The 25,291-nt window shown below is 63.8% G+C and carries 23 protein-coding genes; 6 read left to right on the top strand and 17 right to left on the bottom strand.

Going from position 1 to position 25,291, the window contains the following annotated elements:
• Positions 1-44: 44 nt before the first annotated feature.
• The 7 genes from C266_RS03130 to C266_RS03100 all read right to left on the bottom strand — a co-directional run bounded on the left by C266_RS03130 (position 45) and on the right by C266_RS03100 (position 7,397).
• On the bottom strand, positions 45-1,118 hold the full coding sequence (locus tag C266_RS03130; protein WP_010807838.1) for an ABC transporter ATP-binding protein: 1,074 nt from the start codon (positions 1,116-1,118) through the stop codon (positions 45-47).
• 34 nt (positions 1,119-1,152) lie between these two features.
• The gene (locus tag C266_RS03125) at positions 1,153-2,235 is read right to left on the bottom strand and encodes an ABC transporter substrate-binding protein (protein ID WP_010807837.1); all 1,083 of its coding nucleotides are present in this window, start codon (positions 2,233-2,235) and stop codon (positions 1,153-1,155) included.
• Between the two features lie 118 nt (positions 2,236-2,353).
• Positions 2,354-3,154, bottom strand: coding sequence for an enoyl-CoA hydratase/isomerase family protein (locus C266_RS03120; protein ID WP_010807836.1), 801 nt, complete (start codon positions 3,152-3,154; stop codon positions 2,354-2,356).
• A gap of 310 nt (positions 3,155-3,464) precedes the next feature.
• On the bottom strand, positions 3,465-3,890 hold the full coding sequence (locus tag C266_RS03115) for a F0F1 ATP synthase subunit epsilon (RefSeq protein WP_010807835.1): 426 nt from the start codon (positions 3,888-3,890) through the stop codon (positions 3,465-3,467).
• 113 nt (positions 3,891-4,003) lie between these two features.
• Entirely contained in the window at positions 4,004-5,056 is a 1,053-nt protein-coding gene (locus C266_RS03110) for an Ldh family oxidoreductase (RefSeq protein WP_010807834.1), read from the bottom strand.
• Between the two features lie 27 nt (positions 5,057-5,083).
• A complete protein-coding gene (locus C266_RS03105) occupies positions 5,084-6,574 on the bottom strand; it encodes a DASS family sodium-coupled anion symporter (protein ID WP_010807833.1) in 1,491 nt (496 codons plus the stop codon).
• 310 nt (positions 6,575-6,884) lie between these two features.
• The gene (locus C266_RS03100; protein ID WP_010807832.1) at positions 6,885-7,397 is read right to left on the bottom strand and encodes a hypothetical protein; all 513 of its coding nucleotides are present in this window, start codon (positions 7,395-7,397) and stop codon (positions 6,885-6,887) included.
• A gap of 532 nt (positions 7,398-7,929) precedes the next feature.
• Here C266_RS03100 and gor point away from each other — a divergent pair.
• Positions 7,930-9,291 (top strand): glutathione-disulfide reductase, encoded by a 1,362-nt coding sequence (gene gor, locus C266_RS03095; protein ID WP_010807831.1) that lies wholly within the window; start codon positions 7,930-7,932, stop codon positions 9,289-9,291.
• A gap of 151 nt (positions 9,292-9,442) precedes the next feature.
• Here gor and C266_RS03090 read toward each other — a convergent pair whose 3' ends face one another.
• From C266_RS03090 to C266_RS03045, 10 genes are all read right to left on the bottom strand, one after another.
• Entirely contained in the window at positions 9,443-10,834 is a 1,392-nt protein-coding gene (locus tag C266_RS03090; protein ID WP_081636134.1) for a sodium-dependent transporter, read from the bottom strand.
• Positions 10,835-11,094: 260 nt separating this feature from the next.
• Positions 11,095-11,856: a phytanoyl-CoA dioxygenase family protein gene (locus C266_RS03085; RefSeq protein ID WP_010807829.1), complete on the bottom strand. Its 762-nt coding sequence runs from the start codon at positions 11,854-11,856 to the stop codon at positions 11,095-11,097.
• 117 nt (positions 11,857-11,973) lie between these two features.
• Complete coding sequence (locus C266_RS03080; protein WP_010807828.1) at positions 11,974-12,342, bottom strand: hypothetical protein; 369 nt, start codon at positions 12,340-12,342, stop codon at positions 11,974-11,976.
• Between the two features lie 204 nt (positions 12,343-12,546).
• Positions 12,547-12,729 carry a hypothetical protein gene (locus C266_RS03075; RefSeq protein ID WP_010807827.1) on the bottom strand — a complete coding sequence of 61 codons (183 nt, stop codon included), beginning with the start codon at positions 12,727-12,729 and terminating at the stop codon, positions 12,547-12,549.
• Between the two features lie 102 nt (positions 12,730-12,831).
• Positions 12,832-13,065, bottom strand: a complete 234-nt coding sequence (locus C266_RS03070; RefSeq protein ID WP_010807826.1) for a formate dehydrogenase subunit delta — start codon at positions 13,063-13,065, stop codon at positions 12,832-12,834.
• A gap of 27 nt (positions 13,066-13,092) precedes the next feature.
• On the bottom strand, positions 13,093-14,022 hold the full coding sequence (fdhD, locus tag C266_RS03065; RefSeq protein ID WP_081636133.1) for a formate dehydrogenase accessory sulfurtransferase FdhD: 930 nt from the start codon (positions 14,020-14,022) through the stop codon (positions 13,093-13,095).
• 33 nt (positions 14,023-14,055) lie between these two features.
• Positions 14,056-16,941 (bottom strand): formate dehydrogenase subunit alpha, encoded by a 2,886-nt coding sequence (gene fdhF, locus C266_RS03060; RefSeq protein ID WP_010807824.1) that lies wholly within the window; start codon positions 16,939-16,941, stop codon positions 14,056-14,058.
• Positions 16,942-16,971: 30 nt separating this feature from the next.
• A complete protein-coding gene (locus C266_RS03055) occupies positions 16,972-18,612 on the bottom strand; it encodes an NADH-quinone oxidoreductase subunit NuoF (RefSeq protein WP_010807823.1) in 1,641 nt (546 codons plus the stop codon).
• Positions 18,605-19,087, bottom strand: a complete 483-nt coding sequence (locus tag C266_RS03050; RefSeq protein ID WP_010807822.1) for an NAD(P)H-dependent oxidoreductase subunit E — start codon at positions 19,085-19,087, stop codon at positions 18,605-18,607. The genes C266_RS03055 and C266_RS03050 overlap by 8 nt, the downstream gene beginning before the upstream one ends.
• 253 nt (positions 19,088-19,340) lie before the next feature.
• Entirely contained in the window at positions 19,341-20,414 is a 1,074-nt protein-coding gene (locus tag C266_RS03045; protein ID WP_010807821.1) for a substrate-binding domain-containing protein, read from the bottom strand.
• A gap of 234 nt (positions 20,415-20,648) precedes the next feature.
• Here C266_RS03045 and C266_RS03040 point away from each other — a divergent pair, with 234 nt between their 5' ends.
• The 5 genes from C266_RS03040 (at position 20,649) to C266_RS03020 (ending at position 25,289) form a co-directional block, all read left to right on the top strand.
• Positions 20,649-22,964 (top strand): FdhF/YdeP family oxidoreductase, encoded by a 2,316-nt coding sequence (locus C266_RS03040; protein ID WP_010807820.1) that lies wholly within the window; start codon positions 20,649-20,651, stop codon positions 22,962-22,964.
• A complete protein-coding gene (locus C266_RS03035; protein ID WP_010807819.1) occupies positions 22,954-23,232 on the top strand; it encodes a helix-turn-helix domain-containing protein in 279 nt (92 codons plus the stop codon). Before C266_RS03040 ends, C266_RS03035 begins: the two co-directional genes overlap by 11 nt.
• Before the next feature lie 152 nt (positions 23,233-23,384).
• Entirely contained in the window at positions 23,385-24,464 is a 1,080-nt protein-coding gene (locus C266_RS03030; protein WP_010807818.1) for a fatty acid desaturase, read from the top strand.
• Between the two features lie 302 nt (positions 24,465-24,766).
• Entirely contained in the window at positions 24,767-25,045 is a 279-nt protein-coding gene (locus C266_RS03025) for a hypothetical protein (RefSeq protein WP_010807817.1), read from the top strand.
• The gene (locus tag C266_RS03020; protein ID WP_010807816.1) at positions 25,035-25,289 is read left to right on the top strand and encodes a hypothetical protein; all 255 of its coding nucleotides are present in this window, start codon (positions 25,035-25,037) and stop codon (positions 25,287-25,289) included. Before C266_RS03025 ends, C266_RS03020 begins: the two co-directional genes overlap by 11 nt.
• Positions 25,290-25,291: the final 2 nt, after the last annotated feature.

Here is a 25,291-nt window from a genome sequence, read left to right as displayed (position 1 = left end):
GCAAATACTCCTGAAGCGGATGACTTGGGCGTCGGGTAAAAGACTCAGCGCGTGAGCAGCGTCGCGCGGCCGTGATCCCACGCCAGACCGACGCGCTCGCCGACACTCGGCGTGAGATCGCGCGGGCAGCGCACGGTGAAGTCGGCACCATCATCGCGCTCGGCCCCCTGCCCCAGCGACACGATCGCGCGCGTGTCCGCCCCCAGGAACACGACTTCGCGTATCGTGCCGGCGAGCGCGCCGTCTTCGGGCGAGGTCAGCCGCGCCGCTTCCGGACGCACCAGCAGACTGGCGGCCCCCGCTGCCGGCAGGTCCGGACCCGGGCCGACGGGTACCAGACGGTCGCCCACACGCAAGGCAACGCGGCCGTCGGCCACACGTTCGACCACGCCGTCGAGCAAGTTGGAATGACCGAGGAAATCCGCCGCAAAGCGTGTCGCCGGACGGTCGTACAACTGTGCCGGAGTGCCGATCTGCTCGATACGTGCCTGATTCATCAGACAGATCCGGTCGGACAGCGTGAGCGCCTCGTCCTGATCGTGGGTGACGTAGATGAATGTCGCCCCCAATTCCTGATGCAGACGCCGGATCTCCATCTGCATGTGTTCGCGCAGCTTTTTGTCGAGCGCGCCAAGCGGCTCGTCGAGCAGGATGATCGAGGGACGGAAGGCGAAGCAGCGCGCAAGCGCGATGCGCTGCTGCTGCCCGCCCGACAACTCCGACGGCAGACGCTGCGCAAAGGCCTGCATCTTGACCATTGCCAATGCGGCGTCCACGGCCGGCGCCAGCTCGGCGCGCGGCAGTTTGCGCATGCGCAACCCGTATGCCACGTTGTCCCAGACGGTCATGTGCGGAAAGAGCGCGTAACTCTGGAACACCATCCCGATGCCGCGTTTGCCCGGCGCGTCGTGCGTGGCGTCGCGCCCGTCGATGAGAAGTTGCCCGGCGCTGGGCTCGACCAGCCCCGAAATCATCTGCAACAGCGTGGTCTTGCCCGAGCCCGACGGCCCGAGCAAGGTGAGAAATTCTCCTGCCGCGACCCGAAGGTCGGTCGGCAGAAGCGCGGGGGTCTCGCGGTACGTCTTGGCAAGACCGATGGTTTCCAGTTTGGTACTCATGTTCGTCTCATCCGGCTCCGATGCCTCTCGCCCCTTACGACAACAGCCACGCGTTGAAACGCTCGGTGGCCTTCGTGCGGTTCTCGGCCCACCACTGCGGACTCGGCAGACGCATCCCCTTCAAATTGGCCGGTGCCGTCGGCAACAGCAGTGCGCGATCCTTCTGGATGGCGTCGAACGCCTTGAGGTTGGTCGGGCCATACGCGAGATCCTGCGTAATGAGCGACTGACGGGCCGGATCGCCGCAGAACCGCACGAACTGCTTGGCGAACTCGGCGCGCGGCGTGCCCTTCGGAATCCCCCACCCTTCGATGGAATACAGCCCCTGATTCCAGACGATCTTCACCGGTGCCTTGTTGTCGATGGCGGCCTGCGCGCGGCCGTTCCACGTCGACATCATGTCGACGTCGCCGCTCTGAATCGCCTGCATGGCTTGTGCGCCGGACGTCCACCACAGATTGATGTGCGGCTTGATCTTGTCGAGCGACTTGAACGCACGGTCGAGATCGAGCGGATACAGCTTATCGATGGGCACGCCGTCGGCCATGAGCGCTTGTTCCAGCGTGTCGAGCGGGCTGCGGCGCAGCGAGCGGCGGCCAGGGAAGCGCTTCACGTCCCAGAAGTCTGCCCACGTCTGCGGCGCTTCTTTCTGGAACTTGTCGGTGCGATAGGCCAGCACGGTCGAATACACGTCGACGCCCAGCCAGTCGGCCGTCACCGCCTCGGGCATGATGCCGGGGAAGTCGCCGGCCTTCATGCCGATGGGCTCGAGAAAGCCTTTCGACTCGAGATAGGGAATATCGGCCGAGAGTGTGAGCGTCGTCACATCCCACACGTAGTTCTTGGTCTGCACCATGGCCGCGAACTGCGCCACCGGCTGCGACTCGCGCGCCACACTCACGACCTTGATGCCAGTGGCCTTCTCGAACGGGTCGTAGAACGCACGGCGGTAGGCTACGGTGTATGGCCCCCCCGGATCGGAGACGATCAATTGGCGTGCCTGTGCGTACGCCGTACGCGATGCAGCCAACGGCAAGGCGCTTGCCAGCGCGGCAGTACCGGCCATTTGCATGAGGCGGCGACGGGACGGGTTTTGCGGGTCGTGCGAGTGAGACATGGAAAACTCCGCTAGCGTGTGGACAGACGCAACGCGCATGTCCTGTGATGTTCACCACCCGGCAGCAATGCGCGCGAGGCCGGGCGGCGGGACGTCGTTCGACGGCGACCGGTATCGCTCAGGCCTTTGCCGCCTCGGCCTTGGCAGCGCGCTTGGCAAAGAACGCGGCCATCATGCGCGCCGGCTCTCCCGATTCGTACGATTCGCGCTGAATGCGCATGCCGGCTTCGATGGCGTCCTGGAACGTGCCTTCGGTCATCTCGCGAAAACGTTGCTTGTCCAGACGCATGGCCACCGGCGGCTTCTCGGCCAGATCGGACGCAATCTCCAGCGCCTTCTCGAACACCTTCTCTTCCGGCACGAGGTGATGGATCAGCCCCAGACGATGGCACTCTTCGGCTTCCATCAAGCGGCCCGTGAGCGTGAGTTCGATAGTGCGCGACAGGCCCAGCATGTGATTCATGATCCACGGACCGGTCGTGCTCGCGATCCCGGCATTGATCTCCGGCTGGCCCATGCGCACGCCGGGGTGGCCGACACGAATGTCGCCCAGCAGCGACACCTGGAAGGCCGAACCGGCCGCCGTGCCGTTCAGCGCCATGACCAACGGCTTCTTCAGGCTGCGGATCACGTCGTAGTAATGCTCCCAGCCCTTGATCCACTCGATGGCGGTGTCGCCGTCGAAGTGCTTCGCTTCGGCCAGATCCTGCCCGGCCGAGAAGGCGCGGCCTGCGCCGGTCATGATCACGGCTGCCACGGACTCGTCGGCATTGAAGCGCTCGAGCGCTTCGATGATCAGTTCGCGCATGGCGATGGTCCAGGCGTTGAGCGCCTGCGGGCGGTTCAACGTAATCACCGCAACGCGGCCGATCTGCGTGAAGAGAACTTCCTGTTCCGTTTGCTTTGCTGTCTCGCTCATTTGAACTCCAGGGACACCGACGCGTGAGATCACGCGTGCATTGAGAGGGCGACAAGCCGACTATCGCATTTTTCATAAACAGTTATTTCAGTGCAATAACTGTTATTTGAAAGAAATATAGTGATTTCAAAAAAATGACGCAAGCCGAATCGACTCGGGGTTTACCTCAGGCGGTTGCACCTCTCGATTGGGGGAGCGAAGGCGAAAAAAAAGGCAGTCCATGAGGACTGCCTGTCTTGCTTGTTGATGCCTGAGTGCGTTGGCGTGGTGCCGGAGGTGATGCGCTCGGCGTGAGTGGCGGCTTGCCCGCTCAGCGAGTTTCCTTCTGCCTGCGCATGCGCCGGATCGCCTGCAATTGCGCCACGGCCTCGGTCAGTTCGGCCTGCGCCTTGGCGTAATCGATATCGCTCGCCTGCGTCTCGAGCAGCGCCTTGGCTTCCTCGCGGGCTCGCTGAGCGCGAGCCTCGTCAAGGCTTTCGGCACGTATGGCGGTATCGGCCAGAACCGTTACCCGATCGGGCTGAATCTCCACGAAGCCGCCCGCGATGTACAAAAACGTATCCGTGCCGTCACCCGCTTCGATTCTGACGGTACCGGGGCGCACCGCCGTGAGCAACGGCGTGTGTCCGGGAAGTACGCCCAGCTCGCCCGATGTTCCGGGCACCGCGACAAAGCGCGCCTCACCCGAAAATATCGCCCGCTCGGTGCTTACCACGTCGACCTTGAGTAATGCCATGCCTTTCATTTCTCCCTGCAATGCCACAGGCATCGCCCAATTCCAAGCTTCTTCGTATTGCCATCGTCGCACAAAGGGAACATTGCAGATATACGGCCCCTGTTCGCCCCGGCTTACAACGTACGCGGCGCAGGGACGTCAAGCTCCGCAGCCATCTTCATCAACGACTCCCAAATCTGGGGCGTCAGTTCGATGCGATCATGATGCTTCTTGCGGTTCTGCGCCTCATACTCGCCCGGATACTGCACCCGGTCGAAGCCCGGTTGCGGCGGGCACGACGTCAGATAGTCGATGAACGCCTCGACCTCATGCGAGCGCCATGTCGCCGAAAAATCGACCTGAGGATTGAGCACGATCGCAAACATATTGTTCGTCGCCACACCGGCACGCGGGTGTTCCGGCTGAATCGTGCCACCGCCCGAAAGCACACCGGCAAGCAATTCCGTCACAACCCCCAACGCGTAGCCCTTGTGGCCGCCGAACGGCAGCAGTGCCCCGAACGGCTCGGTAAAGAGTGTGTTCGGATCGGTCGACGGGTTCCCGTAGCCATCGATCAGCGAGCCTGGCGGCGCCTGCTTGCCTTCGGCTGCCAGCACACGCGCCTTGTTGATCGCCATGGCGCTGGTGGCCATGTCCACCACGAGCGGCGGGCGGTTGTTCGGCAACGGTCCGGCAAAACACAGCGGGTTGGTCGTCAGGCGCGGCTCGCGGCCACCGTACGGGGCCACCATCGGCATGCGGTTCGTCACGTTGGTGAACGCCATGAAGATCAGCCCCTGATGGGCCACCATCTCGCCATACTGCCCCATCCGGCCCAGATGGTGGCTGTTGCGCAGCGTGAGGATGCACACGCCCTTGTCGAAGGCGCGCGCAATGGCATGCTCGACCACGAACTTGCCCACGTGCTGACCGAACCCGCCATTGCCTTCATACAGCAGCAGATTGCCGTGATCGGTGAGCACGGTCGGGCGTCCGTTCGGGTTGACCTGTCCGTCTTCGAGCACCTTGCGGTACGTCGGCAGAATCGAGAGCCCGTGGCTCGCATAACCGACACGGTCCGACTCGACCAGATGATGCGCGACGTCAAGCGCAATATCGTCGGGCACGCCTTGGGCGAGCAGCAGTTGCTTGCCGAAGTCGATGGCGTCCCTCAAGGGAATTCGCATATTGAATCCTTGTTCGGTCTGCGCGGCTTAGAGCCAGCCCAACCAGCGCCAGTACGTCGCGGCGAAGAGCAACAGTAGCGCATACCCCACGAGAGTGATCACGATACCGACTCTCGCGAACTGCTTTGCCGTGAAGGTGTCGGTACCCAGACACACCATGTTCTGCGGCGCATTGATCGGCAGGATGAAACCGAAGCTCACCGTGAAACCGAGCAACATGGCGATACCCAGCCGGTTAAAGTCACCCGGCAACGTTTGCAGCACGGCGATCAGAATCGGCAGCATGGCCGAGGTGAGCGCGGTGGCGCTGGCGAAGCCCAGGTGAATCAGGATCAGGAATGCCGCCAGAATCGCGAAGACCCACAGTGTCGGGAGCGAATCAAGGCCGGTTGCGGCGACCACATGATTGCCCAGCCATTGGCCGGCCTGCGTCGTCAGCAGCGCGGTACCGAGACTGATACCCACACCGAACACGATCACCGTGCCCCAGGGAATACGCGACTGCACATCTTTCCAGGTCATTACGCCGAAGCGCGGCAGCATCAGCACCACCAGGCCGACGTAGGTCACCGACGTGGTGTCGAAGTGATGCAGCTTGCCCTCCGTCGCCCAGAACAGCAACAGGCCGATCGACACGGCGAGCAGACGCTTCTGCGCGCTCGTCATCGGCCCCATTTCACGCAGTTGCGCTTCCACGGCTTCCTTGCCGCCAGCGATGGCGTCGGCTTCGGGCGGCATCATCTTGAGCACGAGCACCACGAGGATCACCGACATGATGACGGCCCACGGCGCACCCGCGACCAGCCACTCGGCCCACGTAATCCGATCGCCGAGCATCTTGTCCATGAAGCCCACGGTCAGCAGGTTCTGTGCAGCCGCTGTCTGAATACCGACGTTCCAGATGCTTGTCGCCTGCGCCACGATGATCATGATCCCGGCCGCGATGTTCGAGCGCTTATCGACACCGAAGGCGGCGATCACGCCCATCATGATCGGCACCACGCAGGCACTGCGAGCCGTGGCGCTCGGCACCACGAGCGAGAGCAGGATCGTCACGGCGATCGCACCAACCATCACGCGGCGTGTGCTGGTGCCGATCTTCGAGAGCGTGACGAGTGCGATGCGCCGGTCGAGTCCGGTCAGCGTCATGGCTGCGGCAATGAACAATGCGCCGGCCACGAGCGCAAGCGCCGAATTCGAAAAGCCGGCAAGCGCCATGCTGATGGCGTTCGATGTGCCGTACTCGACACTGGGGTTCTGCACCGTGGGCGCGGTCCCCACGAGGAAGGCCATCAACGAAGTGATGATGATGGCACTCGCTTCGTACGACACCGCTTCGCTAATCCACACCACCACGGCGAAGGCAAGAATTGCCAGCATGCGGTGACCCGCGACCGGCAGATCGTTGGGCATGGGAACCAGGAGCACGGCGATCATGACGATCACGCCGACCATCAATCCGATGGGAAACGCTTTCTTCTGGGGAGGACTTTGCACAGAGACTTCGGGCGTGCTCATTAGAGGGCTCCAGAACGGAATGGCATGCCGGCAGTCGGCATGTCTTGAGGCAATGCCACGCTTGAACCGCGGGTTAATCCTAACCGCATTGATCTTGGCGAGGCAAGCGCGAGAGAAAGGTTCATGCGGCGGGCGACGTGTCCGAGATGCAGAGCGGACGCGGGCTTCGCCGGCATGAGGGATAGCGTATGACGACGGTTCCGGCACACACGATGCATCGGAAGACGATCAACGTCGAGGTGAGTCGGGCATGCGCTTCGAATGGGTCGCGCGAGACGTGCAAGCGTGTCCCGCCGCAATGCCCATCGGCTTAGAAATGCAGTCCGAAGTATTCGGGAGACCCGGCGAAGAGCTGAGCGCTCAGCACAGGGTTGGAGAGCGCACGATGCCAGACGGTTTGATACAGCCCCGTCAGCCCGGCACGAGGCCCGGTGACCAAGCCTTCCGCCCCCTTCGTCAACCCGGCATTGCCGAGCGTGCCGCCCAGGGTCTGACCGCTCACGATGATCGGATCGGACGCCCAGGCGCCCGCCTGAGCGAACACGTCGTTCCACGGCGCCGGTGCCACGCCGGCAAGTGCCGGTGGCGGTGAACCCGGCGGCAGGAAAGCCGGCGCTCGGGCCGCACGCTTCGCGCGCGCGGCCCGCGACGGCCGGGTGCCATGCCGGGTGCTGGCGGTTGCGGCCTTCTCGCTTGCCACGGCGCCCGAATAACTCGCGGTGCCCGGCGGACTCGCGGCATGTGCCGATGCCGCTATCCAGAAGCCACACAACCATGCCAACGCCATCGTGGCGCCCATGAGGCGAGAGAGCGACTTTGTCATGACATCCTCTTATGCCGGCGGTGAATCCCGCCTGTATTGGCAGAGTCAGAGCAAATTTCGCGCCACAAGCGATAACCGTTTGATTCTTATGCACTTCCATTCCCACCATTCGCGTAATGCCAAGACAATCCCGATGAAGTGTTTCATTTCAGAAACATCCGGCAGCCGCGATTGCTTCTTCGGCGAAACGTCTGCGACACCTCGTGGGTCAGCCGCCACGCGCACCGTTCAAGCATTGATCGACTTTCGATGCCTTCGATTGTCGTCCCGCGCTTCACCCGGCGCATTGATGCGAATCAATGGAAATGCACGACCGTACGAAAACCCGGATTGACGGGCGATGCGCCGTATGCCGAATTGGCACAGGATGGTGGCTGAAACTGGCTCGGATGCGTCTGAAAGCGCGGGGGACACGCCGACGTCATGCACGGGTCTCTGGCACAATCGCTCAACGCGAGAAGCGATGGCCGTCGCGACGCTGTCCGAATCATTCCGGCAGCGCGATGTGCCGCATGACAAATAGGAGTTAGCAATGCCCCAGTTCGATGTGGATCTTTTCGTGATCGGTGCCGGCTCCGGCGGTGTGCGTGCCGCGCGCGTCGCGGCGCAGTATGGCGCACGCGTGAAGGTGGCCGAGGAGTTTCGCGTCGGTGGCACCTGCGTGATTCGCGGGTGCGTCCCGAAAAAGCTGCTCGTCTATGCGAGCCGCTTCGCCGATGAGTTCGAAGATGCAGCAGGTTTCGGATGGCAAGTGCCGCCGCCCAAGTTCGACTGGAAGACACTCATCGCACGCAAAGACAGCGAGATCGCCCGGCTCGAGGGCATCTACCGCACCAACCTCGAACGCGCGGGTGCCGAACTGATCGCGGCGCGTGCCGTGGTTGAAGGGCCGCACACGGTTGTGCTGCCCGCGACAGGCGAGCGCATCACCGCCCGCCACATTCTGATTGCCACGGGCGGTAAACCGGCAGATCAGCCCCATTTCATCGGTCGCGAGCATGCCATCTCGTCGAACGAAGTGTTTCATCTCGCGTCGCTCCCCGAGCGCGTCACGATCATCGGCGGCGGCTACATCGCTCTGGAGTTCGCAGGGGTATTTGCCGGACTCGGCTCGAAAGTCACGCTCGTGCATCGCGGCCCGCATCTGTTGCGCGGCTTTGACGAAGAGGTACGCACCGCCCTCGAAGCCGCCTATCGCGAGCGCGGCATCGAGGTGCTGCTGGAGCGCAAAGTGGAACGCGCGGACAAGGTGCAGGACCGCTTACGCATCACGCTGTCCGACGGAAGTACACACGAAGCCGACGTGCTGTTGAGCGCAGCCGGACGTGTGCCATACACGCAGGGCCTCGGCCTTGCCGCAAGCGGCGTGGCGCTCGACGACAAGGGTGCCGTGATCGTCGATGAATTCTCTCGCACCAATGTGCCGTCGATCTTTGCCGTGGGGGACGTCACCGACCGCGTCAATCTCACGCCGATGGCCATTCGCGAAGGTCAGGCGTTCGCCGACACGGTGTTCGGCGAGCGCACGACGCGCGTCGACCACAAGCTGATTCCGACGGCCGTGTTCAGTACGCCCGAGATCGGTGTCGTGGGCCTGACCGAAAGCGACGCGCGCGTGCAGTATTCACAGCTCAAGGTCTACAAGGCGTCGTTCCGTCCGCTCAAGGCGACGTTATCCGGTCGTCAGGAGAAGATTCTGATGAAGCTGCTTGTGGACGGCGCGACCGACAAAATCGTCGGCGCGCACATGGTGGGCGATCACGCGGGCGAGCAGGTGCAGTTGCTCGGCGTGGCGTTATCGATGGGCGCAACGAAGGCCGACTTCGACCGCACACTCGCGGTGCACCCCACGGCCGCAGAAGAGTGGGTGACGATGAGAACACCGGTGGCGTAATCGGCGGCTATCGGCGGCTGATTGACTGCCGATGTCCTCTCGCAACGTTCACGCCGATCCGGCGGTTCATCTATTCAGATTGACTGGCGGTTCGCTGTGCGCTGGCATCGCGACAATACCGGACAGGCGTGATGGCCCGTCCGGCCTCACCTCAGAGACTCTGATACCAGACGCCGAAGATCGCGACGGGCGTGAGAACGAGCAGTAGCGCGCGCCACACGGGTACAAACCACTGCCCGCGTGTGCCCTCAAGTACGGTGCGTGCCGACGGCCAGATGCACGCACCGACAAAGAGCGCCACACACAATCCACCCGCCGGCATCAGCAGATTGACGGTCACGTAATCCATCAGATCGAAGATCGTCCGGTCGAAGAGCCGCACATCCGACCACACGCCGAAAGACAGCGCGGCAGGTGCGCCAAAGAGAAATGTCGTCACCAGCACGGCCACCACGGCCGGCCCGCGACGCCATTGGTATTCATCGATGAGAAACGCTGTGACCGGCTCGAACAGCGAGACTGCCGACGTCAGCGCTGCGAACAGCAACAACAGGAAGAAGGCCACCGCCACGAGATGACCGAACGGCATCTGCGCGAATATCGCGGGCATCGTGATGAAGGTCAGCCCCGGCCCGGCGTTGGGCGCCACACCGAAGGCGAACACGGCGGGCAGAATCATCAGCCCGGCGAGAAAGCAGGCAAGCGTGGCGAGCGTTGCTACCCAGACGGCTGAGCCGGCCAGCTTCGCGTCCTTGGGCAGGTATGAGCCATAGACCACGATCATGCCGGCACCGAGCGACAGCGAGAAGAACGCCAGCCCCAACGCTTCAAGCAAGGTACTGCCCGAAATGACGGAGAAGTCTGGCGTGAGAAACCACGCGACACCGGCCATGGCCCCCGGCAGCGTAAGCGCGCGCGCAATGACCAGCAGCATCAGCAGGAACAGCGCAGGCATGAGCCACTTGCCGGCGCGCTCGATGCCCTTCTGCACCCCTGCGGCAACGATGATGCACGTCAGCCCCAGAAACACCCCCATGCTCACAAGTGACGCGGCCGGGTCCGCGATGAACGCGGAGAATTCGCTGACCAGACGTTCCGTGTCGACGGCCAGTACGTCACCCGTGATCGCCCGCTTCAGATACGCTACCGTCCAGCCGCCGACCACAACGTAAAACGACAGAATCGCAAAGGCGTTGAATGTGGCGATGCGCCCAACCCACGCCCAACGGCGTCCGCCCAGCTCACGCAACGCCGTCGTCATAGACTTGCCCGTCAACCGGCCGATAGTCATCTCGGCAAGCAACAGGGCAACGCCAAGCGTCAGCACGCAGCCGAGATACAGGACAAGAAACGCACCGCCACCGTGCGCGCCCACCACGTAAGGAAACTTCCAGACGGCGCCGAGCCCCACGGCGGAACCCGACGCCGCCAGAACGAACCCCAACCGGGAGCCCCAGGTGGCACGGCCAGCGGCAACGGACGCATCGGGCACCGCCGGCGAGGCAGCGGGTGGTGCTGAGGGTGAAATGGGCGAATGGGACACGTATCTCCTCCGGAAGAGGCCGCGCGCGTCCCGCGCAACGACGTCCGCAGGAGCGACACGACACTTGTGATGGCATGGCGTCAGCCAGATTACTGGCGCAGCACAGCATCGCCTTCCCAGCAATAGAGGGCACCTGCGCCAGCATGTGAGGCCATAAGGGTGGCCGGAGAGTCTACGCGGGAAAAGGTGCCCGTCGCTTTAGGAAAGCACCCAAAAAACCGAGGTGGCACCGGGGATAGCCATCCCCGGCAGCCGCAATGTCAGTGGCCGAGCGCCACTTCGCCGGCCGATGCCGAGCGCGTGCCCGGCGTTGGCGGATTGCTCTCACCGCGATACGCAAACACCACGGAGAACTTCGTGGTATCGCCCTCGTTACGGCCAGCGGCATGGAACAGGCCGCTGTGGAACAGCACGACATCGCCTTGTGCCAGTTCCACCTGTTGGCCACGGGCAACGAGCGGTTGATTGTCCGGCTCGTCGGGGCGCAGGAAGTCGAGCGAATCGAGTTGGTGCGGCTTGTGTTGCTCGCGATGCGAGCCCGGGATGAAACGCAACGCGCCATTGCTACGGGTTTCCGGCCCAAGCGCAAGCCACACGGAAATCAGCGAATTCTGCAGGAACGACCAGTAACGGATATCGCGATGCCAGCCGGTGGCGGTGCCGAAGTGCGGGTGCTTGGTCATCACGCAATTGTGATGCGCCAGCGTGAGCACCACGTCCTCCCCGAAGATCTGCGCGAGCGACTCGACGAGATCGGGGCGGGTTGCCCAACGGCGCAGCGCCTCGCCACGGTCGTAAGCCTTGAGCAGACGACGGACGGTCTGACCACCCTCCGCGTCACGCGACTCCGGCGCTCCTTCGTAACCCACATCGGCTTCGAACTCCAGCGGCGGCGTTGCTGCCGCCAACTGCGCTCGCGCATCGGCCAGAATCGCCTCGCAGTCGGCCTGCGCCACATAGCGCGGAAGGATCAGATAACCGTCGTTACGGAAGGTTTCGAGTTGCGATGCGGTAAGCGCCATGATGGTCGGCGAAGCGGGCAGAAAACTGAATGTTGAGGGAGATTCGGTAACGTTACAGGGTAAATCGGTAGGGACTGGAGCGATATTGGCAGGACATTGTTGTCACGGCAACAGCACTCAGGCGGCGCGTTTGCGTCGTCGTGGCGGCAATTCGGCGGTGGAATTGTGTTCGAGCTTGGCCTCAGGCTGCTGCACGTCGGTACCGGGCAATGACGCTTGCGGATTCCCTGCGGGGCGCGGCGTATCGACCACACTGCGCAAACGATCGAGTTCGCGCGTGAGCTTCGCCAATTGGTACTCGAGCTGGCAATTACGGCGGTACAACGTGCGCATTTTTTGGCTGAGCGCCTGCGTCTGTGTCCAGTATTCCGGATACATGACGAAACGCCCATCGGGGCGCTCGACGACGCCAAGCCCGCTCTGCCCCATCACATCGATGGTTTCCAGCGCGTAGCGTCGAACTTTTTTTACCGTACCTGCCGCCATTTATTTCCTACAGTCCCAGCCTGAGAGAGTCAGGCGCGGCATTTTGCCACGAATTCGCCCCGGCCGGGCGTCAAACCCATGCCGAGGCGGAGATTTATTTTCGGCCGGCGGCCCCATCAGACGGGGCTGTGCGGCGAACAGACCGGATTGGTACACAATCCACCGGCATTGCGCCGCAAACCTACCGCAACCCCACCGGGAACATTACGGTTTCGGCGTCTTGCCGGTATCGATCGACGCAGGGGCACGCTTCGGTTTGTCGACTCCGATGGAAACAGGGTCGCTCGCCGGAAAGGTCTCTTCGAGTGCCTCGTCGAGGTCGTGCTCCACTGCGTCCTCCTTGAGAGGAGGCTGTGGGCTGGGCTTGCGCGTGCGGGTATCGTTCATCGAGTCCTCCGCTAGTGTGAGGCCGCGCGAGTGCGCGACCGTTTCTTCTACTATACCGCGAGCTGCGTACGCTCGCGTCGCACAGGCCTCAGCTTGATGGAACTAGTTTGATGGCATCAGCCGTTCGCGATGACGGGTTAGCGCATCACGCAGGAGCGAGTGCATCCCCGCGGCGGCGGGCGTGTCGGCCAGCGCCAGAATCTGGGTACGCATGCGCGGGTCCCAGAACTTGTGCAGATGCGTGGCGACTTCGCCCAGCGCTTCCTCCCGATCAGGCAACGATTCGAAGAAGTCTGCGATGCGATTGGCCATGCGCACGAGGTTGTTACCGTCCATCAGATGTCTCCCGCTCCATCGTTGCCGTCAGACACCGGCGTCGAGCGCCGCCCCGCCCGTGTAGATGACACACTGCTCCCCCCGCACGAAACCCACCAGCGCGACACCTGCGGCCTGCGCCGTTCGCACCGCGAGCGCTGTGGCCGCAGAGACTGCCGCAACCATCGGAATGCCGACCTGCGCGGCCTTTTGTACGATTTCGACGCTCGCACGACTCGTCATCAACAAAAATCCGCTATCGAACGCCTGTCCGTCGCGCGCGAGTGCGCCAATCAATTTGTCGAGCGCGTTGTGCCGGCCGACGTCTTCGCGCAGGCAAAGCACCTCGCCTTGCGGCGAACACCAGGCCGCGCCGTGCACCGCGCCGGTCACCCCGTTCAACGGCTGATGCTGCGCCAGTCCGGCATAGGCTGCGGCCAGCGCGGCATGCGACACGCGCAACGCCGGGCCCGCCGCCGGCAACGGCCGCAGCACCTGATCCAGGCTTTCCGTGCCGCACAGCCCGCATCCGGTACGGCCCGTGAGATTACGGCGACGCTCCTTGAGCCCGGCGAACGCCCGCGACGAGACTTCGAGATGCGCGGTAATCCCCAACGGCGTCGCCGTCACGTCAACGCCATAGCACTCGCGCCGGTCGTTCAGAATGCCCTCGGACAGGGCAAAACCCAGCGCAAAGTCTTCGATATCGGCCGGGGTCGCGAGCATCACGACATGGGAGATACCGTTGAACTCCAGCGCAACCGGCACCTCCTCGGCCAACTCGTCGCTCGCCTGCTGCCATGTGCCCCGGCGAAAGCGCCGCACGGCGAACGTCGCGTGCGGCGTCAGCGCCTGCGGATCGATCGCAGCGGGCGCCACGTTGCAGACCGGTGCGGCAATGGCTGGTGCGTCTTCGTCGCGCAATTCGCGGGCGGACTGTCTGTCGTCACGCTCACCTAAAGGGTTGGACATCGTCAAACGCTGGCTCCACTTCAATTCACTGATCGCCGTCTACTTCGCCGGTATCGGCTCGGAGGACGTGCGGGCCGCATCGAGCAGTTCGAGCTGCGTGCGGTTGAACGTCGAATAACTGGCTTGCCATGCCGAAGGCTGCGCCACAGGCAGCACCTGCACGGCCGTCACCTTGTACTCGGGACAATTGGTCGCCCAGTCGGAATTGTCGGTCGTGATGACGTTCGCCCCCGACTCGGGGAAATGGAACGTCGTATACACCACGCCCGGCTGCATACGCTCACTGAGCACCGCGCGCAACACCGTCTCGCCCGCCCGGCTGCGAATACCGACCCAGTCTCGATCCTTGATGCCCCGCTCTTGCGCGTCGTGCGGATGGATTTCGAGCCGGTCTTCATCGTGCCAGTGAACGTTGTGCGTACGGCGTGTCTGCGCGCCAACATTGTATTGCGAGAGGATACGCCCCGTGGTAAGCAGCAGCGGATAACGCGGCGTGACCTTTTCGTCGGTCGGCACGTAGCGCGTCATGATGAAGCGCCCCTTCCCACGCACGAATGTGTCGACGTGCATGATCGGCGTGCCGTCCGGGGCGTCGTCGTTGCACGGCCATTGCAGGCTGCCCGCGTCGTCCAGACGTGCGTAGCTCACCCCATGGAACGTCGGCGTGAGCCGGGCGATCTCGTCCATGATCTGCGACGGATGCGAGTACGGCATCTCGTAGCCCAGCCGCTTCGCGAGCGCAATCGTCACTTCCCAGTCGGCCATGCCCGGCAGCGGCGCCATGACACGGCGCACGCGCGAGATGCGGCGCTCGGCGTTCGTGAACGTCCCGTCCTTTTCGAGGAACGTCGTGCCGGGCAGCAGAACATGCGCGTACTTGGCGGTCTCGTTCAGGAAGATGTCCTGCACGACGATGCACTCCATCGCCTCCATGGCCGCCGCAACGTGCTGAGTGTTCGGGTCGGACTGCACGATGTCCTCGCCCTGGCAATACAGCCCCTTGAAGCTGCCGTGAATCGCGGCGTCGAACATGTTGGGGATGCGCAGCCCCGGCTCGGCCTGCAGCGTGACACCCCACGCGGCCTCGAACTGCTCGCGCACCAACGTATCGGAGACGTGCCGATAGCCGGGCAACTCGTGGGGGAACGACCCCATGTCGCACGACCCCTGCACATTGTTCTGCCCGCGCAACGGGTTCACGCCCACGCCCTCACGCCCGACGTTACCCGTGGCCATCGCCAGATTCGCAATGCCCATGACGGTGGTCGACCCTTGCGCGTGCTCGGTTACCCCCAGTCCGTAATAAATCGCAGCATTGCCGCCCGTGGCGTACAACCGGGCTGCGCCGCGAATCTGCTCGGCAGGCACGCCGGTGACGACCGACACCGCCTCGGGCGAATTCTCCGGCAGCGCCACGAAATCGCGCCACTGCGCGAACGCCCGGTCCTCGCATCGCTCGGCGATGAATGCGTCGGCCAGAAGCCCCTCGGTCACGATGACATGGGCGAGTGCATTCACCATGGCGACATTGGTCCCTGGACGCAATGGCAAGTGATATGCCGCCTTCACATGCGGCCCGTCGACGATATCGATGCGGCGCGGATCGATCACGATCAGCTTCGCCCCCTCGCGCACCCGGCGCTTGAGCCGCGACGCAAAGACCGGATGGCCGTCGGTCGGGTTGGCGCCCATCACCAGAATGACGTCGGCGTGCTCGATCGATTTGAACGTCTGCGTGCCGGCAGACTCGCCAAGCGTCTGCTTCAGGCCGTAGCCCGTTGGCGAGTGACACACCCGCGCACAGGTGTCGACGTTGTTATTGCCGAACGCTGCGCGCACGAGCTTCTGCACGAGATACGTTTCCTCGTTCGTGCAACGCGACGAGGTGATGCCGCCGATGGCATCGCGCCCGTACTTCGCCTGAATCCGCCGGAACTCCGAGGCCGCGTAGTCCAGCGCCTCGTCCCACGACACTTCGCGCCACGGGTCCGTGATCTTGCTGCGGATCATCGGCTTGGTGATGCGCTCCTTGTGCGTGGCATATCCCCAGGCAAAGCGCCCCTTCACGCAGGCATGCCCTTCGTTGGCCAGACCGTCCTTGTAGGGCGTCATGCGCACGACTTCCCCGCCCTTCATTTCCGCCTTGAACGCACAGCCGACGCCGCAGTACGCACATGTCGTCACCACCGCGTGCTCGGGCTGCCCCATCTCGATGACGCTTTTTTCCTGCAGCGTGGCCGTCGGGCAGGCCGCCACGCAGGCGCCGCACGACACGCACTCCGAATCCATGAACGGCTGGTCCTGCCCGGCCGAGATGCGCGCCTCGAAACCGCGGCCGGAGATCGTCAGCGCAAAGGTGCCCTGCGTTTCCTCGCACGCCCTCACACAGCGATTGCAGACGATGCATTTCGACGGGTCATACGTGAAATACGGATTCGACTCGTCCTTTGCGCTCTGGATGTGGTTCTCGCCATCGAAGCCGTAGCGCACCTCGCGCAGCCCGGTCACGCCCGCCATGTCCTGCAACTCGCAATCGCCGTTGGCCGCACAGGTCAGGCAGTCGAGCGGGTGATCGGAGATGTAAAGCTCCATCACGTTGCGACGCAGATCCTGCAACTTGGGCGACTGCGTACGCACCTTCATGCCCGGCTCGACGGGTGTCGTGCACGAGGCAGGAAACCCGCGCCGCCCCTCGATCTCGACGAGACACAACCGGCAGGACCCGAAGGGCTCGAGCGAATCCGTCGCGCATAGCTTGGGGATGTTGACGTCGTTACCCGCGGCGGCACGCATGATCGATGTGCCGGCCGGTACGGTCACGGTCTGGCCGTCGATCTCGAGCGTGACATCCACCTCGCTTTCGCGCCGTGGCGTGCCCATATCCGGACCGTGGCCCGGCGTGACTTGTGCGTTCGGATGGATCATAGATTGTCCTCCCTGCCCGGCGCTCGCGCGTCAGGCAGCTTCGGCGCCCCCGGCGCCATCGGGCAGACCGAAGTCCGCCGGGAAATGTTCGAGCGCGGAGCGCACCGGATACGGCGTCATACCGCCCATCGCACACAGCGAGCCCGCCACCATCGTGTCGCAGAGATCGTGCAGCAATTGCACCTGCCGCACGGACGCATCCCCACGCCGGATACGCTCGATGACTTCGACACCGCGCGTCGACCCGATACGGCACGGTGTGCACTTGCCGCATGACTCGTGTGCGCAGAATTGCATCGCGTAACTCGCCAGCGCCGCCAGGTCTGCGGTGTCGTCGTGAACGACCACGCCACCGTGACCGACGACTGCGCCCAGCGCGGCATATGCCTCGTAATCCATCGGCACGTCCCACTGTGCGCTCGGCAGATAGGCCCCCAGCGGGCCACCGACCTGAATGGCCTTAGCGGGACGCCCGCTCGCCGTGCCGCCGCCAAAGTCGTCGAGCAGTGTGCGCAACGTCACACCGAACGCAAGTTCCACGAGTCCGCCGCGACGGATGTTGCCCGCGAGTTGCACCGGCAGCGTGCCTTGCGAGCGGCCCATGCCGAACTCGCGATAGACCGCAGCGCCGTGCGCAAAGATGAACGGCACGCTCGCCAGCGTAATCACGTTGTTGATGAGTGTCGGCTGCCCGAAGAGCCCGGCAAGCGCCGGGATCGGCGGCTTCGCCCGCACTACGCCGCGCTTGCCCTCGAGGCTTTCGAGCAACGCCGTCTCCTCGCCGCAGATGTAGGCCCCGGCGGCCTTGGCGACACGCAACTCGCATGCCCGTCCGGAACCCAGCACATTCGTGCCGAGCCAGCCTTCCCGGCGCGCCACGGCAATGGCGGCCTCAAGCGTCGCGATCGCATGCGGGTATTCGCTGCGCACGTAGACGATGCCCTCGCTCGCCCCTACGGACAGTGCGGCGATGAGCATCCCCTCGATGAGCACAAAGGGATCGCTCTCCATGATGAGCCGGTCGGCAAACGTGCCCGAGTCGCCTTCATCGGCGTTGCAGACGACGTATTTGCAGGCCGATTGCGCGCGGCTGACGGTGCGCCACTTGATGCCTGCCGGAAAAGCCGCGCCGCCGCGACCGCGCAGTCCCGAGTCGAGCACGGTCTGACACGCGGCCTCGGCATCCTGCGCGAGACAGGCGCGTAAGCCCGCCAGACCACCGTGCGCCTCATAGTCCGCAGGATCGAGCGGATCGGTCACGCCTACGCGTGCGAACGTCAGGCGCTGCTGGCGCGCGAGATACGGAATCTTATCCACCAGCCCGACACAGGAGGGCATTGACGCTTCCCAACTGCCGTCGGGGTTTTCGGTGGAAGGTTCTCGCCCGGCGTCTTGCGTGGCGCACGCAGGCCACCCGCTATCGAACAGCGCAGCGACCTGCGCCGCCTGCACGTTGCTATAACCCGCGCGCCCGGCAGGTGTCTCCACTTCAACGAGCGGCTCGAGCCAGAACAACCCGCGCGAGCCGTTCCGAACCATCTCGACGGCAACGCCTCGCCGGACGGCTTCCGTCGCCACGGCAGCCGCCAGCCGATCCGCGCCTAACGCGAGCGCAGCGGAGTCGCGCGGAATGAAAATGCGATACGGAGCGCGCTTCGAAGACTCAGACATGACGCCCCCCCCTGCGCTCCGGCACCAAGGCCAGCAAAGCGTCGAACCGCGCCGGACTCACGCGCGCATGCAGGTCGCCGTTGATCGTCACCGCCGGAGACAACGCGCATTGCCCCAGGCAATACACCGACTCGACGCCAACGCCGTGACACGGCTCACCATCGATACGCGCGCCCGTACTCGCCTCGGCATGGGCAACGAGCGCTTCTCCGCCGCGGCTGCGGCACGCTTCCGCACGGCAAATCTGCACCACGGTGGGTGGTGGCGGCGCACTGCGGAAATGGTGATAGAAAGTGATGACGCCATGGACTTCGGCGCGGGAAAGATTCAGGGCGTCGGCAATCGCCGGCACGTGCGCCGGGTCGACGTAGCCGTCGCGGTCCTGCAAAGCATGCAGCAGCGGCAACAACTCGTGTGCGCGGCCGGCGTGGCGAGCCAGCAACGGCGCAAGCGCTGCATGAGGTGTGGGCACCATCTCGAATGTCTCCTGAGGCAAAACGGCGTCTCATATGTTCTAAATTGCATATGATGACCACACGTTTCTGGGGGCTCGGTATCTAGGACATTAGTGCAAATGCCCCGCGCCAACAAGCCTCGTGGAAACACCGATGGTTCAGTTTCGCGTTATTCGCTGCACAGCAACATGCCGCTCGGCCTAGAGCCGCACCGGCCGGGCGTCTGCCGCTGCCGATCGTCGCGCATTACATATGCAAATAAATGCATATAAATCATCCCAGCGAAGGGAACGCCTCGGCCAGCGGCGTGACACGCCCCGTTGCCGCCTCGCTGTAACCGGGAATGGCACGAACCGTCTGCCGGTACTCCCCGCTTTGCAGAATCTCCAGCAATCCTTGCAGATGTGGAGAATCGCTGCCGCTTTCCGGGAACATCAGGCAGTAGCGTTCGGTCAGGATCGGCAGGAAGTCGAGCCCGAACTGACTCGCTGCGGCTTCGATGGCCAGCCCCGCGTCGGCGCGCCCGCTCGCGATGTAGGCGGCCACGGCGGCGTGAGTGAACTCGATGTTCTCTGCCCCCGCGATGGCGGAAGGATCGATGCCTTCGCGCGCGAGCAGGAGATCGAAGATGATGCGCGTGCCCGACCCGCGCTCCCGGTTGGCGAACCGTGCGCCGGTACGAGGCAAGTCGGCCAGCGAGCGGATGCCGAGCGGGTTGCCTCGCGCGACGATCAGCCCGAGGCGGCGAGACGCGACATCGGCCACCCGGTACGACTTGCCCTTGAGCAACGGGCCATAGTGATCGAGCACAGGCTCCGCGAGCGCGCCGATCGGCACATGAAAGCTCGCGACCTCGCATTCGTGCTTCGCCAGCGCGGCAATGGCTTCGATACTGCCGCGATAGCTCACGTCGATGGGCAGGCCGGCACGCCCCGCGAAATCGACCAGCGCAGCGACAGCCAATCCGTGACTCGCGAAAAGCCGGAGTTGATCGCTCTCCTGTAACAGCAGATCGTCAAGCTCGGTCTGCAACTCCGACGCCATTGTCTCCAGCAGCGGCCCCAGGCGTGCCTGCAAACGCTTTTGCCCCCACAGAAGCCGTTGCGCGAGCGGTGTCAACACCGCGCCACGTCCGCGTGCCATGGTCAGCAGCGGTGCACCCATGAGCGACTCGACTTCCTTCACGTGGCCCCAAGCCCCTCGGTACGACTGCCCGAGCACTTGGCTGGCGGCCTGCAAGTTGCCGTGCGCCTGCACTTCCGTGAGCAGCGACAACACCTTGTCGAGCGGGAAATCGTTGCCGTCATGGCGAAAACGGAGTTGCGGGGCAATGGAGATTCGCTTCATTGACTCACCATATATGCTATTCATTGCATAAATAAATCTATGCAAAATCCTGATAAGATGCCTGAAAACGTCGAATTAACAGGGGATTTCGCATCGACATCCTTACAGGACAATCGTTACGAAGCACCTGAATTATGCATTAATTTTCCTATTTTACGTTAATGTTTGTCCTTGGCCGAGGCGTTCCCTTCATGTCGATGCACCGTGCCAGCCACCCATGCCCGAACCCGCGTCATGCCTGCCCCGAAAATAGCTCCATACGATCGTCCCGCTGGTGGTTGGGGCGCGCTCAAGAACGTCGCCATCCAACTCGTCACTCAAGGCATTCCCCTCAAGGGCGCCCGAACGCTGCTCAGCGCGAACCAGCCCAGCGGCTTCGACTGCCCAGGCTGTGCGTGGCCGGACCGCGAGCACGCCTCGACGTTCGAGTTCTGTGAAAACGGGGCCAAGGCGGTGGCCGCCGAGGCCACCAATCGACGTGTCACCCCCGCGTTTTTTGCCGAGCATAGCGTGACCGGCCTGCTCGCCCTCGACGACTACACACTCGAAGGTTATGGCCGCCTCACGCATCCCATGCGTTACGACGCCGCCACGGACCACTACATGCCCATCGCGTGGGACGACGCCTTCGCAATGATCGGCGAACACCTGCGCGCCCTGCCCGATCCCGATCAGGCAGCGTTCTATACCTCGGGGCGCACGAGCAACGAAGCCGCGTTTCTCTATCAACTCTTCGTTCGCCAGTACGGCACGAACAATTTCCCCGACTGCTCGAACATGTGCCACGAGCCAACGAGCGTAGGCTTGCCTCCGGTCGTGGGATTGGGCAAGGGCACGGTCACGCTCGAAGACTTCGAACTGGCCGATACGCTGCTGCTGTTCGGCCAGAACCCCGGCACCAATCACCCGCGAATGCTTGGCGAACTGCGCGAGGCCGCCCGGCGCGGCGCCACCATCGTGTCGGTCAATCTGCTGCACGAACGCGGGCTGGAGCGCTTCGCCGACCCGCAAAGTCCTGCCGAGATGCTGAGCATGGGAGGCACCGCGATCAGCGGCCATTACGTCACACCCGCGAGCGGTGGCGATTTTGCGTTCGTGAAAGGCGTCATCAAGCATGTGCTGGAGCGCGACAGCGAAGCACGCGCCATTGGCGAGCCCCCCTTGCTCGACGATGCCTTCATCGCCGAACACACGCATGGTTTCGAAGATTTCGCGGCCGACGCGCGAGCCGAGCGCTGGGACGATCTCGAGCGCGCGTCCGGCGTCTCACAAGCGCAGATGTGCCAGATTGCCGACGTCTATCTACGTGGCGAGCGCGTTATCGCGACGTGGGGCATGGGCATCACCCAGCACAAGCAAGCCGTGGCGACGATTCAGATGATCGTCAACCTGATGCTTCTGCGCGGCAACATCGGGCGCCCGGGCGCGGGCCTGTGTCCCGTGCGTGGCCACAGCAATGTGCAAGGCGACCGCACCGTCGGCATCAATGAAAAACCATCGGCCGCATTCCTCGACCGGCTCGGCAAGGTGTTCGATTTCGCGCCGCCGCAACGCGAAGGGCTCGGTGTCGTCGACACGATCTCGGCCATGCTCGACGGACGCATCAAAGTTTTCATCGGCATGGGCGGCAACTTCGCGATGGCCACGCCCGACACGCCGCGCACCTGGGAAGGCCTGCGCCAGTGCGACCTGACCGTGCATGTGGCAACCAAACTCAACCGCAGCCATCTCGTTCATGGCCGCGACGCCCTGATTCTGCCGTGCCTGGGTCGCACCGAAATCGACATGCAGAACGGCATCGTGCAAGGCGTGACAGTCGAAGATTCGATGAGCATGGTGCATCTGTCGTATGGCATCAATGCCCCGGCCTCGGAGCATCTGCGCTCGGAGCCGGCTATCGTGGCGGGGATGGCGCAGGCAACGATGGGCCGCGCCCTCGCCGGCCACGGCGACTGGCACTGGTACGTGCAAGACTACGATCGCATTCGCGACGCCATCGCAGCAACCTTCGACGACTTCGCGGATTTCAACCGTCGCGTGCGGCATCCGGGCGGGTTCCGGCTGGCCGTACCGCCTTCGGAACGTCAGTGGCTGACCGCCAACGGACGCGCCAACTTCACCGCACATACGCTGCCGCTCGAGTTGCCGATCGACGCGGCCCGCCGCCAGGCGGGCGCGCGCGGTGCCGACGTGCTGCAACTCGCGACGATTCGCTCGCACGATCAATACAACACCACGATTTACGGCCTGAACGACCGGTATCGCGGCGTGTTCGGACAACGCCGCGTGGTCTTCGCGAACATCGAGGATCTGGATGCCCAAGGCTTGCGCGCAGGCGAACGCGTCGATGTCGTGGGCGTCTGGAATGACGGCATTGCGCGGCGTGCCGACGACTTCCTGCTGGTCGCCTACGACATTCCACGCGGCTGTATCGCGGCCTACTACCCCGAGACCAACGGACTGGTGCCGCTCGATGCCGTCGCCGACGGGGCAGGCACCCCCACGTCGAAGTCGATTCCGGTGCTGCTGGAGCGCCGTCATGGTGGATGAGGCCGCCGGCGTCGACGCCAGCCTCGCGCAGGCCGAGCAGGATCTGGCGCGCTTGCTCGCGACGTTGGCCGACGGCCGCCGCGAAGGCCGCGAGTCGTTGTCGCTGGCACGCCTTGCGAAGCGCAGCGCGTTGCCCATGAGCACGCTGCTGCGTTATCTCGGTGTGCTCACCAGCGCCGGCTGGATCTCGCTCGAAGACGGCGAGCGGGGACTGCGGCTTGTACGCCTCACCGACGCTGGCATCACGCAATGCGACAGCCTGAGGTGAACCACCGGAAAAGCCACGGAAGTCAGGCGCTGCAACACGACTGACATATTTCCATCCCGACACACGACGTACACTCTCCGCCACCGCGCCTGGCCATACCCTATTTGCGTATGCTGTCGTCCAGCGCACGGCCCTAACGTCACGGAGACCCCATGGAGAATGTCGTTGCGCGTCCGGCAGAGATCGACACCGCCACGTCCGCCGCTGTTTCTGTTGCTCCTGAATCACTTGAACTTCCCCTCTTCCTTGCCACTGAGACGAATGCGTCTCCCGCCTTGTGGCGTCATGCCCGCCCGTCGCGATGGAATCCGTGGCTCATCGGTCTGACAGGGCTCACCGGCCTCTGGCAATGGCTGGGACTAGGCTGGGCGCTGCGCCACTGGGGAGAGATCGCCGCATGGTCGCTGGTTCCCGTGCTGCTGCTCACCCCGATGCACTGGGGCCTGATTCACGAATCGATCCACGGCCAGTTGCGCCTGAAGGCTCGCGCTAACGAGCGCACCGGCCGCGCGCTCTCTGCACTGCTCGGGCTGCCGTTCGAGATCATGCGCTTCGGACATCTGATGCATCATCGCTTCACGCGTCAGCCCTTCGACCGCCCGGATATTTCGACACTGTCCGACACCGCGCCGCTGCCCCTTCGCGCACAAAAGTGGCTCGGCTATCAGTCGCGGCTGTTGGGGGGAATGTGGCTCACGGAAGTCTTTGCCCCCGTCATCGCGTGGCTGCCCGTACGGCGTTTGCCCGCACTCGCCGTGAGCGCCCTTGGCGGCGATCCGGAAGATGACGACGTGCGCCGCCGCGTCATCATGTTTGCCTCCGATCCGGTTCGTCGCCGTCGCATTCGACGCGACTTTCTTGTTTTGCTCGTCGCTCTGGCGGTGGCCCTATGGGCATACGGACCCTGGTGGCCCGTGTTTCTGGCGACGTTTGCCGCGCGCGGCGTCTGGCTGTCGATCGCAGACAACTTGCCGCACTACGGTGTGGCGATAGACGAGCCGGCGCGCGCACGCAATTTCCGGGCCCCGGTGTCGGGCCGCGCGCTGCTGCTCAACCAGCACCTGCATCGCGTGCATCACCAGTACCCGACCGCCCCCTGGCACTTGCTGCCGGAAATCGACGCCGCCCAACCCACCGGCGGGCCTGTGATTCCGTACTGGCGCGCCGTCTTTCGTCAATTTGCGGGGCCACTGCCGGCCGGCACGCTTGCCGGCGCAGCAGACACACATTGAGCCCAGGCACCTCGCTCACACACCGCCAATACCCTCCCGCCAGACAACGGCGCGCTGCGTGCCGTTGTCTCGTTGCCACGTAACACGCCAACGCTCAACGCCGTCAACTCAGATCATTTTGGGATTTTTCCGAATCATGATATAAATGCGAATCGTTTGCGTTAACGTTCGCATCTTAACGCAAATAAGTGAGGTGACCGAAACGTCCTGCGGGAACCGTTCGTGGATTTGCTTCGCTAGCCGCGTCGCCGCCAAGGGCGGCGTTTTTGCTTGCTGAGCCTGATTATTTTTGATTCCCAAGCATGTTGATTGCATTGGCCATTGCACTGGCATGGCTGGCAGGTGGTGCCAGCTATCTCACATCGGAACACCAGCGCTTGCGAGTGTGTCGTCTGCCGGCGCAACCCGCGCGAGGGCTGTCGGTCGCCGCGGCCATCGCATGCCTCGTGTGCTGGTGGCTGGCCGCCGGTCCGTCGGCGGGCATCGCAGCGGCTTTCATGTCGCTTTGCTTCGGCCTGCTCTTCTGGCCGTACGCGGCTGGCGGCTGGCACTGGCTGCGCGGAGACACCCATGTGGAGTAGAACCTTCGCGGGCCTCGTGCTCGGATGCTTCGCCGCGATGGCGTTATGTGGCGCCATCGCCTACATGACGCCCGCCGGCTGGCAGACCGCGATCATCCCGGTCATCGCCCTCTTCCCGCTCGTGTGGCTCGGCCTGTTTGCCGTTGTCTACGCAAGCCGCACCGCCACACGCGCGTGGGTTGGCCTTGGCGCCACGACCGCCGTCGCCTGGGCCGCGCTGCTGCTGGCGCGCGCTGTTTGGTAAGG

This window comes from Pandoraea sp. SD6-2, assembly GCF_000389825.1.
Lineage (GTDB): Bacteria > Pseudomonadota > Gammaproteobacteria > Burkholderiales > Burkholderiaceae > Pandoraea > Pandoraea communis.
Note: the sequence above shows the minus strand (reverse complement) of the source record. Positions and strands in the feature narration are given on the sequence as shown.